The 13,342-nt window shown below is 59.8% G+C and carries 13 protein-coding genes; 8 read left to right on the top strand and 5 right to left on the bottom strand.

Going from position 1 to position 13,342, the window contains the following annotated elements:
- The first annotated feature begins 137 nt into the window (after window positions 1-137).
- The 6 genes from MOD31_RS00290 to MOD31_RS00265 all read left to right on the top strand — a co-directional run bounded on the left by MOD31_RS00290 (window position 138) and on the right by MOD31_RS00265 (window position 6,244).
- Window positions 138-1,145, top strand: coding sequence for an amidohydrolase family protein (locus tag MOD31_RS00290; protein WP_250819556.1), 1,008 nt, complete (start codon window positions 138-140; stop codon window positions 1,143-1,145).
- Between the two features lie 2 nt (window positions 1,146-1,147).
- Window positions 1,148-1,546 carry a NifU family protein gene (locus tag MOD31_RS00285; RefSeq protein WP_250819683.1) on the top strand — a complete coding sequence of 133 codons (399 nt, stop codon included), beginning with the start codon at window positions 1,148-1,150 and terminating at the stop codon, window positions 1,544-1,546.
- 1 nt (window position 1,547) lies between these two features.
- Window positions 1,548-2,324 carry an SDR family oxidoreductase gene (locus MOD31_RS00280; RefSeq protein WP_250819555.1) on the top strand — a complete coding sequence of 259 codons (777 nt, stop codon included), beginning with the start codon at window positions 1,548-1,550 and terminating at the stop codon, window positions 2,322-2,324.
- Between the two features lie 224 nt (window positions 2,325-2,548).
- Window positions 2,549-3,583, top strand: a complete 1,035-nt coding sequence (locus MOD31_RS00275; protein WP_250819554.1) for a substrate-binding domain-containing protein — start codon at window positions 2,549-2,551, stop codon at window positions 3,581-3,583.
- A gap of 61 nt (window positions 3,584-3,644) precedes the next feature.
- A complete protein-coding gene (locus tag MOD31_RS00270) occupies window positions 3,645-5,174 on the top strand; it encodes a sugar ABC transporter ATP-binding protein (protein ID WP_250819553.1) in 1,530 nt (509 codons plus the stop codon).
- A gap of 35 nt (window positions 5,175-5,209) precedes the next feature.
- Window positions 5,210-6,244 carry an ABC transporter permease gene (locus MOD31_RS00265; RefSeq protein ID WP_250819552.1) on the top strand — a complete coding sequence of 345 codons (1,035 nt, stop codon included), beginning with the start codon at window positions 5,210-5,212 and terminating at the stop codon, window positions 6,242-6,244.
- Between the two features lie 86 nt (window positions 6,245-6,330).
- Here the strand turns inward: MOD31_RS00265 and MOD31_RS00260 are convergent, their stop codons facing one another.
- On the bottom strand, window positions 6,331-6,723 hold the full coding sequence (locus MOD31_RS00260) for a hypothetical protein (RefSeq protein WP_250819551.1): 393 nt from the start codon (window positions 6,721-6,723) through the stop codon (window positions 6,331-6,333).
- A gap of 210 nt (window positions 6,724-6,933) precedes the next feature.
- Complete coding sequence (locus MOD31_RS00255) at window positions 6,934-7,719, bottom strand: SDR family NAD(P)-dependent oxidoreductase (protein WP_250819550.1); 786 nt, start codon at window positions 7,717-7,719, stop codon at window positions 6,934-6,936.
- Window positions 7,720-7,860: 141 nt separating this feature from the next.
- Between MOD31_RS00255 and MOD31_RS00250 the strand changes: the two genes are divergently transcribed.
- On the top strand, window positions 7,861-8,655 hold the full coding sequence (locus MOD31_RS00250; RefSeq protein WP_250819549.1) for an SDR family NAD(P)-dependent oxidoreductase: 795 nt from the start codon (window positions 7,861-7,863) through the stop codon (window positions 8,653-8,655).
- On the opposite strand, the gene MOD31_RS00245 is transcribed toward MOD31_RS00250, so the two are convergent.
- Both MOD31_RS00245 and MOD31_RS00240 read right to left on the bottom strand, forming a co-directional pair.
- The gene (locus MOD31_RS00245) at window positions 8,652-9,617 is read right to left on the bottom strand and encodes an LLM class oxidoreductase (protein ID WP_250819548.1); all 966 of its coding nucleotides are present in this window, start codon (window positions 9,615-9,617) and stop codon (window positions 8,652-8,654) included. The two genes, MOD31_RS00250 and MOD31_RS00245, sit on opposite strands and share 4 nt — an antisense overlap.
- 25 nt (window positions 9,618-9,642) lie before the next feature.
- On the bottom strand, window positions 9,643-10,866 hold the full coding sequence (locus MOD31_RS00240; protein ID WP_250819547.1) for an MFS transporter: 1,224 nt from the start codon (window positions 10,864-10,866) through the stop codon (window positions 9,643-9,645).
- 146 nt (window positions 10,867-11,012) lie between these two features.
- On the opposite strand from MOD31_RS00240, the gene MOD31_RS00235 reads away from it, so the two are divergent.
- Window positions 11,013-11,459, top strand: a complete 447-nt coding sequence (locus MOD31_RS00235; RefSeq protein ID WP_250819546.1) for a MarR family winged helix-turn-helix transcriptional regulator — start codon at window positions 11,013-11,015, stop codon at window positions 11,457-11,459.
- Between the two features lie 24 nt (window positions 11,460-11,483).
- On the opposite strand, the gene MOD31_RS00230 is transcribed toward MOD31_RS00235, so the two are convergent.
- Entirely contained in the window at window positions 11,484-13,262 is a 1,779-nt protein-coding gene (locus MOD31_RS00230) for a GAF domain-containing protein (RefSeq protein WP_250819545.1), read from the bottom strand.
- Between the last annotated feature and the right edge of the window lie 80 nt (window positions 13,263-13,342).

Genomic DNA, 13,342 nt, shown 5'->3' with positions numbered 1-13,342 from the left:
GCTCTTGGACTTTCCTGTGCGCCGCACCACAAGCTGGAGGCATCAGATCACGAGCGGCTTGGCGTCCGCAGTTCAAACGCCCGAATGCCGAGTGTCGCCTTCGCTGCAGCTCTGCATTAATCCTTGGAGGGAAAACGATGAAAAACGGTATGTTCGTCTTCGACTGCGTGGTTCACACCCAGGACTTCACCGACCGGCAGGTGCGGCCCGGCGGGGACGGCCGCCAGGTCCGAGCCCACCGCAGTAATCAGGGGCAGTTCAACAAGCTCATGGCAACCAAGGGCCCGGCCGACAAGCCCGACTTCTACGATCCAGTGGACGTTGACTGGGCGAACAAGACGCTTTTTGAGGAGTCGGACACAGATATTGCCATGGTGTGCACTGTTCCGCTCTTCGGGCAGTGGCAGAACTCTTTGGGACCAGCGGAATTGAATTATCAGCTGGCCGCTTCCAACCCTTCCCGGTTTTACTTCACAGGTGGCGTTGACCCTGTGTGGCAGGGGCTGGATTTCGCTCTGGAAGAGATGGAGCGACAGGTCAAGGAATGGGGAGCTGTCAGCTTCAAGTTCTACCAGTATCACGACGAGAACCATCACTGGCGAGCAGATGACAAGGAGATCGCCTACCCACTATGGGAGAAGGCCATTGAGCTCGGAATTAAGATGGTTCAGTTTCACAAGGGATACCCCTTGGGTATGCAGCCAGTGGAAGCATTCCGACCTAACGACATACAAATGGCGGCCTATGATTTCCCGGAATTGAACTTTGGTATCCACCACCTTGGCGATCCGTACGTTGATGAACTTGTTAGCATCGCGTCGCGCTTTCCCAACATCTACCTGATGCTTCCGCTGTGGCATAACCAGTACTACCTCCAGCCCTACCCCATGCTGCACCGCCTCGGCCAGACGTTGCTCTTCGTCGGCGCGGACAAGCTTTGCTATGGATCAGAGGGGTTTCTGTGGCCTCACATGCAAACGTACATCGACACTTGGGCCAACCTCGAGATGCCTGAAGAACTCCAGGACAAATACGGATACCCGGAGCTGACCCCTGAGATCAAAGAGCAGGTCTTTGGCCTGAATTTCGCCCGGGGACTTGGGATTGATCTTGAACTCAAGAAGAAGGAGCTGGGGTTGCTGTGACCATGACCGAGAACATTGGTCCCTTTGACGAGGATCTTCAGGAGGCGCTCTCCTATATTCGTCCCTTGCTTAAGGGCCACTCAGGCGACCTGACAATCGAGGGTGTTGAGGACGGTGTGGTCACGGTTGCTTTCCACAACGCCTGCCACTCATGCCCGGCAATCTCGGTGACGTTTGCCGGTCTGGTCCGCTCCCGCCTGATGCAGGTGGACGGCGTCAAGGACGTCAAGTCTTCGCAAGTCCATGCATCGCGGCGTGCCCTGGATCGCATCGCCGCCACACTCGGAGGCCCGGCGCACTACAGACCGGCCCAGCCGGCCTCAAGGCAGTCCATTTCCCTAGGCAGCAAGCAGCCCGCTGCCTGCCGGCCGGAGGCAGTCGCCGAGGCGGGAGGACATTGATATGAGCCATGGCAAGCTCTCGTTCAGGCTCGACGACGGCGTCGCGATGGTGACGGGTGGGGCGTCCGGCATAGGTAGTGCCATCGCCATCGCCCTGGCGGAGATGGGCAGTCATGTGGCCTTGGTTGACCTGCCTTCCAGCGATCCTTCGGCAACATTGGAGGCAATCGAAGCTGAGGGAAGAAACGCTGAGTTTATCGCTGCCGACGTAACCAGTGCTGAGCAGATGGAGGCTGCCGTGCGACGGACCGAGGGCTCATTGGGGCCCCTGACCACGGCAGTGAATTCCGCTGGAATAGCCGGTGCGGTCCCAGCGGAGGATATGACCACGGAGCAGTTCGAGCGCGTCTTTCGTGTGAATGTCACCGGGGTCTTCCTCAGCTGCCAGGCGCAAGCTCGGGCCATGAGGCAGAACGGAGGGGGTGCAATCGTGAATCTGGCCTCCATCTCCGGGATCGTTTCCCACCGGGAGATGTTGCAGTCTCACTACAACAGTTCCAAGGCCGCTGTTGCGCACTTGTCGAAATCGCTGGCCACCGAATGGGCGCCGTACCGCATACGCGTCAACTCCATCTCTCCGGGTTTCACGCGAACGCCTATGAACGATCGCGCCGAAGTGGCGAGCATTTTGGACGAAGCCGTAACTCGGAACACGCCGCTGGGTCGCCCTGCGGATCCTTTTGAGATGGCAGGGCCAGCACTGTTTCTCCTGTCTCCTGCCGCCAGTTTTTGCACGGGCGCGGACCTCGTCGTGGATGGCGGCTTCACCGCTTGGTGAGCACTGTAACGCCGAAGGATCGATAACCCACGGTTATCGGCACCCAAGCATCTTTGACTTGGACTTATCGTGACGGTCCTCACAGACTGGAAATATCTTCGCAGGTTCCCGGCCTGATCGCCGGCACCGCGGTACAACCCGCTACACACCCACCCTGCGAAGAGCCACACCCCAACACTCATCACCGTTCGAGATTTTCTTACAGAGAGGTAAGGCCCATCGTGATGAACGAATCAAGCCGCTCAGCGCAAACAGAACCAGCCCACGTTGGACAGCAGAGGAAGCCGCGTTCCCGCCGCCCACTGGGCGTCGCCCTGGCCATGCTCGCCACAGCCGCCTTGGCGCTGACTGGTTGCAGTGCGGACAACGCCGCCAACGCAGGCGGGTCGGGCAAGAAGACAATCGGTGTTTCCATGCCTGAATTTCATTCCCTCTTTTATGTTGCAGCCGTTGACGGCATGAAGAAGGCTGCTGCCGATGAAGGCTACGAGCTTGTGGTCCTCAACGCGAATGGCAATTCGTCGCAGCAGGTCAACCAGGTCCAGAACCTGGTGACGCAGCAAGTCGGCGCAGTTATCTTCGCCATGCAGGATGCAACAGCCGGCGCAGCGGGAGTGGCTGAGGCAAAGGGCGCCAACATCCCCGTCATTGCCATCGACCAGCGCCCTCAAGGCGATGTCACCACATTCATCGGCAGCGATAGCGTCAAGGCATCCACTGAGCTGTGTGACTACCTGGCCAAGCAGATGGGCGGCAAGGGCAACCTCGCCATCATCAAGGGTGTCCTCGGTTCCTCCACTGAAATTGAGCGTTCCAAGGGATGCGCAAGCATTCTTGAGAAGAATCCAGACATCAAAGTGGTCTCCACCACCAACGCTGACTGGGACGAAAACAAGGCCTACAACGTGGCACAAGACGTGCTGACTGCCAATCCTGAGCTGCAGGCAATCTTCGCCCAGAACGATGGAATGGCCCTCGGTGCGGCTAAGGCGGCAGCCCAAGCCGGCCGCTCCAACCTCAAGATCGTCAGCGTGGACGGCTTCCCGCAGGTTTACGACGCCATCGAGTCCGGTCAGGTTTTGGCCACGATGTCGCAGGAGCCGTATCAAATGGGTGAGCTTGCTGTCCGCACGGCCATCAAAGCCATGAACGGTGAGGCCGGGTCCATTGAGAAAGAACAGCTGCAGCCCACGGTCCTGGTTACCAAGGAAAACCTTGAAGAGGCTCGTTCCGCCGGATACTACGGCCCCGCGAAATAGCAGAAGTCCGGCCTGCCCGCAGCGCGGGCGGGCCGGAGCTACCCAAACTAAGAAGGAAAACATGTCAATCCTCAGCACGGGACCGGTACCTCTCAATGGAGGATCGCTGACCGAGGAGCCCAAGGCACTCCGGGGCATAGGCCTCACGAAACAGTACGGCGGCAACACTGTGCTGCATGGAGTGGACATCACCCTGAGAGCAGGCACGGTTCTTGGATTCATCGGGGAAAACGGCGCAGGTAAATCCACCCTCAGCTCCATACTGGCGGGCATCAAGTCACCGGATGCTGGAGAGATGTTCCTGAATGGACTTCCCTACGCCCCGACGGGTCCGGCTTCTGCGCTAAACAGCGGCGTGGCCATTATTCATCAGGAAATCAAGATGGTCCCGCGGCTCAGCGTTGCCGAAAACATGTTCCTGGGGCGATGGCCGAAGAAGCGGGGCCGCGTGGACACAGCCTCCATGGCTGAGCAGGCCGAGGCGGCCCTGGCCGTTTTAGGAGCCAAGATCAATCCGCGGCGGCCCGTAGCTGGACTCTCGATGGCCGCGCAGCAGGAAATAGAGATCGCAAAGGCCATCCTGCGGGACCCGTCATACGTGATCTTTGACGAACCGTCAGCTTCTTTGGGGCAGGAGGAAACCGAGAAGGTTCTCGACCAAATCAGGGTCCTTCGTGACCGGGGTGCGGGCGTCATTTACATCAGCCATCGCTTGGACGAAATCTCGGCTATAGCTGACGAAATTCTTTGCCTCCGCGACGGGCACAGGGCAATGGCCTGGGACACAGGCGATGTCAGCAAGGACCAGATGATCCGCGCCATGGTGGGCCGCGAGTTCGTGTACGCACACGAGGCCCCTCAACCCGCTGAGCCGGATGTCGTGCTGGAGGTCAAGAACTTGGCTCGCCACGGAGCGTTCAGCGATATCTCCTTTTCTGTGCGCAAGGGGGAGATTCTTGGGATGTCTGGTCTTGTAGGAGCAGGCCGCACTGAAGTTGTCCGGACCCTTGCCGGTGCCGATCGTGCGGACGCCGGCACGATTGCCGTCGACGGCAAAGAGGTGAAGATCAGCAACGTTGCCAGTGCCATTCGACAAGGCATTTTCATGGTTCCCGAGGACCGCAAAGGCCAGGGACTGAACCTGGGTAGAAGCGGAGGCGAGAACATGGTCCTGCCGTGGGAAAAGACGCTGACCCCCAGTGGTTTCGTGTCCAGTAGGACCGTGAAGCGCGTCGAGCGCGCACAGGCAAAGGAGTTGGACATCCGCGGGAACCTGGACATTCCTGTCCTTTTCCTCTCCGGAGGAAACCAGCAGAAAGTCCTCCTGGCGAAGTGGCTAGTGCGGAAACCAAAGGTCCTCATCCTCGACGAGCCCACGCGGGGCGTGGATGTCGGCGCAAAGGCCGCAATCTATGAAATTGTTCGCAAACTGGCCGCCGACGGGGTAGCCATCATCGTTGTCTCCTCAGAGCTCGAAGAGGTCCTCGGACTCTCTCATCGTGTACTCGTCATGGCAGGGGGGCAGCAGCGCGGCATTCTCAGCCGTGAGGAGGCCCTCCCTGACCGTGTCATGGAACTCTCAGTGCCGTAGCGCACCCATACCCTTCAAAAAAGAAAGATAAGACTGTGCCCTCTACAAACACCGTCGGCCCTAAAGTCGAGCCAGGCGCCCGGGCGAATACCGGCTCAGGTATTGGCCAGGAGCCATGGCAAACGAGAATCAAGCAGCTCGCCAAGAATATTCCGGGACCGGTGATAGGGCTTGTGGTCATCTGCATCGCAATGTCCCTGCTCTCGCCCTACTTCCTGACGCCGAACAACCTCATCAACGTCCTCAGCCAGGTTTCCTACATCGGCATGATGGCCGTAGGTGCCGCCTTGGTCATTATCCTGGGAGGCATTGACCTGTCTGTGGGCTCCACCATGGCATTGTCGTTCATGGCTACCGCATTCCTTTACAAGGAAATAGGTTTGCCGTTTTGGCTCGCCATGGTCTGCGGGCTCATTCTTGGGGCTTTCATCGGCCTGGTGAACGGACTCTTGGTGACTTTCGGGCACGTCCAGCCATTTATCGCCACGTTGGCAACCATGTTTGCCGGGGCGGGGCTCGCTTTGTACATCACTAACGGGAACCCGGTTATCGGCTTCCCTGAGTGGTTCCTCGGCCTGTCTCGGACGCGTCTGCTGGGCATACCTTTGCAGGTGTATCTGATGCTGCTGGTCTTCGTCCTCGCAGCGCTCTGGTTGCGGTACCGGCCCTCCGGAAGGCAGCTCTACGCCATCGGCGGCAATGAAGAGGTCGCCCGCCTCTCCGGCATCAGTGTGAGGCTGGCCCAGGCACGCGTGTACGTCATCGCCGGTTTTTTGGCCGCATTGGCGGGCCTGGCTGTGGGAGCTCGGCTGGATTCAGCCCAGCCAACCGCGGGCAGTGCTTCAGATCTCCTAAGCGTGATCGCGGCAGTAGTCATCGGTGGTGCCAGTCTGTCAGGTGGTGTTGGCTCGATGTTCAGTACGTTCATAGGTCTTCTCATCATCGGAGTTCTCAACAACGGGCTTACCCTGTTGAACGTGTCGCCGAATCTCCAACCCGTGGTCATTGGAGTGGTTATTGTGCTGGCCGTCATCAGCGACCGTGGCAATCTTCCTCTCAAACGGACTTGATTGACACTTTGACCCAGCGAAGCTCCCTGCGCGATTTGCGCAGGGAGCTTTTCGTTCCGGCACCCGGATAGGGGCGCAGCGGGGCACTACTTGCTGCGAGGGCGAATGGCGGGCGTCATCGTGGCCACGACCAGCAGCAACGCCGGTATCAAGGAATCAGACCATGTGAAGAGCTTCCCGTCCAAGCCAACAACCAGCAGTGGGATGGAGATAGGTATTCCGATCAGGCCAATCGAAAAGTCGGCCCAGATTTCACGTCCGCTCGGGGCTCGAAAGCGATGTCTCCAGAGACGTTGGATGAGAACCATAATGATCACGGGGCCTCCCGAAATGACAACCACCCATAAGGCGAGGCCGAGCATTCGGTCTTCGTTCCCATCCCAGGCCAAGAGCCCTCGAAGTGCGGCGATCAGAACGGCCACGAGTACGAACAATCCAGCGATAACGCTGGAGATCCGTTCCGTTTGAGTACTTTCCACAGATTCGCACGCGCCTGCGCCTGCGTCCGGTGGAGACCCTGTTGACGTGTCAGGTGATGTATCGGACAAGCTTCCCCCAGCATCAGTCGAATATACCGAGAGAGAGTCTAGCCGCGTGCCCGCGTGGGTCGTCGGACCTTGACGCATTGCGTTAGGTCACCCGGAACCGTCTCGGAGTAACCGATGCGATTCCGGGAGCCGCGGTCATGTCTAAAGGTCGTTGGGATTGGGCTGGCCGTTCCAGGCCGTCACGCCACCATCCGCGGTGAGGATGTGCCCGTTGACATAAGAGGCATCAGACGAGGCTAAGAAGGTAAAGACCGGTGCTATTTCTTCGGATGCCGCTATGCGGCCCAGGGGGATGGAGCGCCCGAATGCCTCCTTCAGTCCCGCGGTGGAGTCGAGGTTCTTCTGCAGCAAGGGCGTGAGGACTGGCCCCGGTGCCACGGCGTTGCAGCGCACACCCCGTTGGGCATAATCGACCGCCACGCTGCGCGTGAAGTTGATGACGGCACCCTTCGAGGCATCATAGGCGGCATAGTTGTAATCCGCGCCAATGCCCGAGACGCTTGCGGTATTGACAATGTTGCCTTGGGACCGGATCAGGTGCGGGAGTGCCGCCCGTGTGGCGTAAAACAAACCATCCACGTTGACCTTCATGACGGACCGCCAAAGTTCGTTCGATGTAGCCGCTGCGGGCCCGGTCGGAGCTATTCCAGCGTTGTTGACCAAGACATCCAACGCGCCTAATTCTTCCACGCTTTCATTGATGATTGCTTCGATAGCATCGGAGTCACTGACGTCGGCAACTTTGAGCGTCATTTGACCGGACAGGACGGAGTTCCGCTCACGGAACCGCTCCATTGATTCTGCGCTGAGGTCCACGCCGATTACGTTTGCTCCTTCAAGGAGGAACCTCTTGAAGACAGCAGCGCCCAACCCGGACCCAGCGCCCGTGACCATGACTGTTTTTCCCAGGAATCGATTCTGATCCATTTCCTACTCCACTTTCATCAAGCCCTGCGCCTGAACGCCAAAGAAATCAGCGACGCATCTATCGCAATGCGGACAGTTTGTCCGTAGCATAGAAAACAGAGTACTTCACTCGACAGTCGTTTCGAAGGGATTCCATTCACCATGAAGATAGATCTCACCGGTAAGACCGCTTTGGTTACAGGCTCTTCCCAAGGTATTGGTTTGGCCATCGCCAAGGAGCTGACCAAGGCCGGAGCGACGGTGGTGCTCAGCGGTCGCAGCCAGGATTCGCTGGACAGCGCCGCTGCCGACATCTCGGCTGTCGCTGATGTCCGCAAGCCCAGGACTGTCGCTGGGGACCTCGGCACCAAGCAGGGGGTTGCGTACCTCGCCAGCGAGGTAGGAGGAGTGGACATCCTGGTGAACAACCTCGGTATCTACGAGTCGAAGGATGCGTTAGATATTACGGACGAGGACTGGCAAGAGTACCTGGACGTCAACCTCCTTTCCGCTGTTCGGCTGACGCGGGCCCTCCTGCCAGCCATGATGCGTCAACAATGGGGGAGGGTTCTCTACCTCGCCAGCGATGCAGCCATCTCCGTGCCGCATGACATGCTGCACTATGGCGTTTCCAAAACTGCCCTGGTCGCCGCAGCTAGGGGCTACGCCAAGGTTGCCGCGGGCTCCGGCGTGACGGTGAATTCGGTGATCGCAGGGCCCACAAAGACCGATGGCGCCGTCCGCTTCATCGGAGAGAAGTTTGGCACGGATATGTCCTGGGATGAAGCCGAGGAGAAATTCATGTCCACCGAGCGCTCGGCCTCCCTGATTAAACGGCTCATCGACCCGCTGGAGATTGCCAATATGGTGGTCTACCTCAGCTCGCCTCAGGCCTCGGCCACCACGGGAGGCGCCTTGAGGGTAGACGGTGGATATGTCGACTCGATCTTCCCCTAGGAAAAAGCCGGCAGGACGTGCTTCGCAACTTCCTCCAGCGCGTCTTCGACGGGGCGCTGGCTGGGTCGGAAATTCAGCGCCACATGCCCGACGCCGGATGCCTCCAGCTCCTCGAGGTACCGGGCAAGGGAGTTGCGACCCAGGCGGGCGCCAAACCGGATCGGTTCGGCGGGCGCCCGGGGATCCTCCACCAAGTCAAGCAGCATGGTTGTCAGCAAGGGCTTGTGCTGGCCGTCCGGGACTGCGTGGTTCCAGCGGTTCACGACTGGTTGCATCAGGGGCCCGGGACGGTGGTAGGTCATGTAGCCGTCCATGGTGGAGGCGATCCAGTCAGTGGTTTGTTGTGCGCGTCCCACTGCTACCAATGGAATGGGGTCCTGGGCGGGCGGGGGCAGGACCTTCACGGTGTCCTCCGGTCCCAAACTCTCCCGCCAGGCCGTCCGGATGGCGTTTACTGACGAACGGAACCGCTCCCCGCGGGAGTCGAAATCGGCGTCGAACGCTGGATATTCGTTGGGCCGGTCGCCTGAGGCAACCCCGAGTATGAGGCGGCCTCCGGACAGCTGATCAATGGAGGCGGCCATCTTGGCCACGTGCAGCGGATTGCGCAGAGGCAAGACCACCGCGGCTGTTCCCAGCAGGATCGAATCCGTGACCCCCGCCAGGTACCCCAGATACGGGAACGGGTCAAACACCTGACCGGCGTCACCAAAGGCTGGAACCCAAAGGGGAACATCGCGCAGCCATAGGGCCTTAAAGCCCAGCCGGTCCGCCAGTTCGGCCCTGCGGCGCTGGTGGGTCAGGTCCGGAATGCCGAACTGTCCGGTGGACCCTGGCCGACCATGCCGGGCAAAGTCGTTGTCCAGCGGGAACTCGACGCCGATACTCAAGCCGGCGCCGTTCCGGCAGAGGGCATCAAGGGCGGGCAAAGGAGCAGTGAAGGGGGCTGTTTCCAAGGTCATGATCATCTCTCGATACGGGGGAGGGCTAGAGCTGGGATCCCGCGAGGTGCTGCTCGGTTGTTTGCTGTTCTGCGGGGGATTGTGCCACTCGCTGGGCGGCGCGTCGGGCGGCTATCGCAGCGAACACCATGACGATGAGCCCAAGTAGCGTGATCCCCGCGCCTGCCCAAATAGGGGAGGTATAGCCGAGGCCCGCGGTGATGGTGACGCCGCCCAGCCAGGCTCCCAAAGCGTTGCCTACGTTGAATGCGCCAATGTTTGCCCCGGATGCCAGGGTGGGGGCACTCTTGGCATAGGCCATGACGCGCATTTGCAGACCTGGGACGGTAGCAAAGCCGAATCCGCCCATGAGTACCAAGGACACGATGGCAAGAGGCTGGTTGTCCGCGGTCAGGGCAAACGCCACCAGGACCACAAGCAGCACGGAAAGTATCACCAGCAAAGTCCGGTCCACGTTTCGGTCAGCAGCCTTTCCTCCAAGGGCGTTTCCCACGAAGAGTCCCACACCGAAGAGGATTAGCAACCAGGGGACGGTGGCGGCCGTGAAGTGCGAGACCTCGGTCAGCGTGAAGGCAATGTAGGTAAAGGCTCCAAACATTCCGCCGTATCCCAGGATGGTGACGGCAATGGACAGCCAAACCTGCCCCGACTTGAACGCCCTGAGCTCGCTGCGAAGGCTCGTGGACTCAGTGGAGTCGGCGTCCTTGGGGCGGGGGACCAAGGTAAGGATTCCCACGAGAGCCAAGATGCCGATCACGCTGATGGCCCAGAAAGTGGAGCGCCAGCCTGCTGCTTGTCCCAGCATGGTGCCGAACGGCACTCCAAGGACGTTGGCGGCGGTGAGGCCGGTAAACATGATGGCAATAGCAGCGGCCTTCTTGGTGCGGTCCACCATGCCGGCTGCGACGACGGAACCGATGCCAAAGAACGCTCCGTGGGCCAATGCGGCAATGATCCGGCCCGCCATCATGGTCCAGTAGTCCGGAGCGAACGCCGATAAGACGTTTCCTACGATGAAGACACCCAAGAGTATGGCAAGGGCCGTTTTCCTGTCCATGCGCGACATCGCCAGGGTCAGAAGTAATGCGCCCACCACCACGGCGAGGGCGTAACCCGAGATCAGCCAGCCGGCGGTCGCCTCGCTCACGCTGAAATCAGAGGCAACTTCGGGTAGAAGCCCCATGATGACGAACTCTGTGAGCCCGATGCCAAAGCCTCCCAAGGCCAAAGCGATTAGTCCGATAGGCATAACAATCTCCCAAAAATACTGTACTGAAGAGGATAGTGCGCGTAAGCTGTTAGTTGCAGGCGCTGGATAAATCATTGCACACGAAAATATAGCGCGCAAGCAACTATCTCTATCTCGGCGTCACCGCCGTCTCGAAAGGAACAACCATGAGCATCAAAGACGACGCCGGAGAGGTGCGCACCCAAGGCTGGAGAACGTTGACGGCCCTCCATGGGCTGATTGAAGGAGCGCTTGAACAAGCCCTCCAAACTACGGCGGACCTGTCCGTGGTTGAGTACACCGTCCTGGACGCTTTGGGCCGGCAAGACGGATGGCACATGCGCATGCAGCAGCTGGCGCGGGCCACGGCTCTCTCTCCCAGCGCAACGACGCGCCTGGTGAACAGGCTTGAGCAGCGCGGACTATTGCGGCGGATCCTCTGTGCCGATGACAGGCGCGGCATCTACACCGAGCTCACAAGCGAAGGGAGCGAATTGCTCGCTTCAGCCCGGCCCGTGCATGAATGCGCCCTGGAACAGGCCCTGACGGAGGCCGAAGGAATTGCTGAACTGGCACCCCTGGTGCGCACTTTGCCGCAAGTATCCTTCGTGTGACAAGTGACTCTCGTGGGACCAGGTTTAGTGTGCCCCTGTATCAAGCGCGGTTAGAACATCCTCCAGCTCCAAAGCGGTGGCGAGATGGGTCAAGGTGGCCACATTCGTCAGCTCCCCACCCAGGAGTTTCTCGACCAACCGTCGGTCCCTGGCGATCGCATCCATGTCCAGTGATAGCTGTGCGGCTGTCACGCCCTCGTCCAGGTTGTTCCGCATCAAGGTCCTGAGCGTCTGAAGCAGTGTTGTCCGTCGGGACGAGTCATGCCGGCGTAAGGGCCCCAGGACTTCCTCGCAAAAGGATCGAACCTTGGAGGAGTCCGGCACCTGAAGCAATAGCCCCGCCGTCCCCAAATCGGACACGAGCAGGGTTCGCCCGCCGATTCCCCTGAGCCGGGCCAAATGGTCCGCACCGCGGGCCACGGAGAACGCCTCGAGGTAACCTTGCAGGCCGGATATCGGCCCCGTAAGTACCGAAAGGGAGCTCTCGATTCCCTCACCGCCGTCCCTCAGGACGAGGCGCAAACCTTCTGCGACGGGGCGGACGGACTCCATCGGGCTATCCCCTAAAGGCCACAGCGTGACAAGAAAATCCTGGTGAAAGCCCAGCAACGGTTGGGGACCGGTGTACCCCACCCGGTGGTGAACCGCGGCAGCGACCCGCTCCTGCAGGCCAGTGGTGTTCTTCGGGATTCCAGACGAAAGGATGAGGGCATGCGGTTGGGATAGATCGTGCCCCATCCGCGCAGCCTGTGTGATGAGTGAGGCTGTCAGCGGACCCCGGGTGGTAAGGATCTCCCTGAGGATTTCCCCCGCCTCGTGCCAAGCCGCTTCGGCGGCGCTTCGGGCGCTCAGGAGTTCCAAAGCAAGAACTGTGGCTGCGTGCTCGATCGCTCTCAGGTTCACCGGGGTGAATTCTTCTACGCTGCCGATAGTCCACATCCAGGCTACGACTTCTTCCTTGACCACCACTGCAGCACGAACGGCAGAGGCTCGTGACCCATCACCGAGGGATAGCATTACGTTGGAAAGGCCTGTGCCGGCTTTTACGGGATGTTTAACGCCTTGGGTTGCCTCATGCATCAGCGCTTCCAACTGCATGTCCGACCCAAAAGAGGAGCCACACTTCACCGTTTCGTGGCCGCTTCGAATCACCACGGCGCGTGAAAGCAGCGCCGAGAGCGCTGTTCCTATGTCATCCAAGCCACCTCCGCTGAGAGCCAATGACGTAAGCCGGTGGTGAACGTCAGCAACTTGTCGTTGGAGCTCATATTGTTCCTCCAACGTCTGATTCAGCGTATTCAGTTTAGTAATGGTGCTGGCTTGTTCGGCGCGAAGCCGGGCGGTGTTGATGGCGATTGCAGCTTGGTCTGCCAGGACCGCAAGCAGCGAAACTTCGTCGGCGTCGAAGTAATGGGCCCGCCGTGTGAAGCAATTGAGGATCCCCAAGGTGCCGCCCGGGGCGTTGAGCGGGATAGCGATCATCGACGTGTACCCTTGCTCCAGCGCTGCCGGGGCCCATGGGCCGATGGACGGATCGGTGCCGGCATCCTGGATTTGGATGGGGATGCCCATAGCGAAGGCCTGGCTGGACGGGGAGCGCAAGGACGTGCCTCGCAAGCGGATCGGGTGGAGTGAGTTGACGTCCCGGATGTACTCATCGGAGAGGCCGTAGGAACCTCGGATCTGCAGGACCGTACCTGTGGCATCGGGGACTGTCACCGAGGAAAAATCGTAACTCATCAATTCGCTGGCGGTTCTGGCCACCATGGTCAGAAGCTCGTCAACGGATACTCCCTGGTTCACTGCAGAACCTATGGATCCGAGCGCCTTCAGCCAATTCCGGAGGCGTTCGGACGCTCGATCTGACCGCTCTTTCACAGTCT

Origin of the sequence: Paenarthrobacter sp. TYUT067 (assembly GCF_023656375.1) — a bacterium.
GTDB lineage: Bacteria > Actinomycetota > Actinomycetes > Actinomycetales > Micrococcaceae > Arthrobacter.
This window is presented reverse-complemented; position numbering and strand designations above follow the sequence as displayed.

What these genes read in the sequence shown, in the direction of transcription:
- MOD31_RS00290 (WP_250819556.1), top strand. Translation starts at nt 138, where the DNA reads ATGAAAAACGGTATGTTCGTCTTCGACTGCGTGGTTCACACCCAGGAC.
- MOD31_RS00285 (WP_250819683.1), top strand. Translation starts at nt 1,148, where the DNA reads ATGACCGAGAACATTGGTCCCTTTGACGAGGATCTTCAGGAGGCGCTC.
- MOD31_RS00280 (WP_250819555.1), top strand. Translation starts at nt 1,548, where the DNA reads ATGAGCCATGGCAAGCTCTCGTTCAGGCTCGACGACGGCGTCGCGATG.
- MOD31_RS00275 (WP_250819554.1), top strand. Translation starts at nt 2,549, where the DNA reads ATGAACGAATCAAGCCGCTCAGCGCAAACAGAACCAGCCCACGTTGGA.
- MOD31_RS00270 (WP_250819553.1), top strand. Translation starts at nt 3,645, where the DNA reads ATGTCAATCCTCAGCACGGGACCGGTACCTCTCAATGGAGGATCGCTG.
- MOD31_RS00255 (WP_250819550.1), bottom strand. Translation starts at nt 7,719, where the DNA reads ATGGATCAGAATCGATTCCTGGGAAAAACAGTCATGGTCACGGGCGCT.
- MOD31_RS00250 (WP_250819549.1), top strand. Translation starts at nt 7,861, where the DNA reads ATGAAGATAGATCTCACCGGTAAGACCGCTTTGGTTACAGGCTCTTCC.
- MOD31_RS00245 (WP_250819548.1), bottom strand. Translation starts at nt 9,617, where the DNA reads ATGACCTTGGAAACAGCCCCCTTCACTGCTCCTTTGCCCGCCCTTGAT.
- MOD31_RS00240 (WP_250819547.1), bottom strand. Translation starts at nt 10,866, where the DNA reads ATGCCTATCGGACTAATCGCTTTGGCCTTGGGAGGCTTTGGCATCGGG.
- MOD31_RS00235 (WP_250819546.1), top strand. Translation starts at nt 11,013, where the DNA reads ATGAGCATCAAAGACGACGCCGGAGAGGTGCGCACCCAAGGCTGGAGA.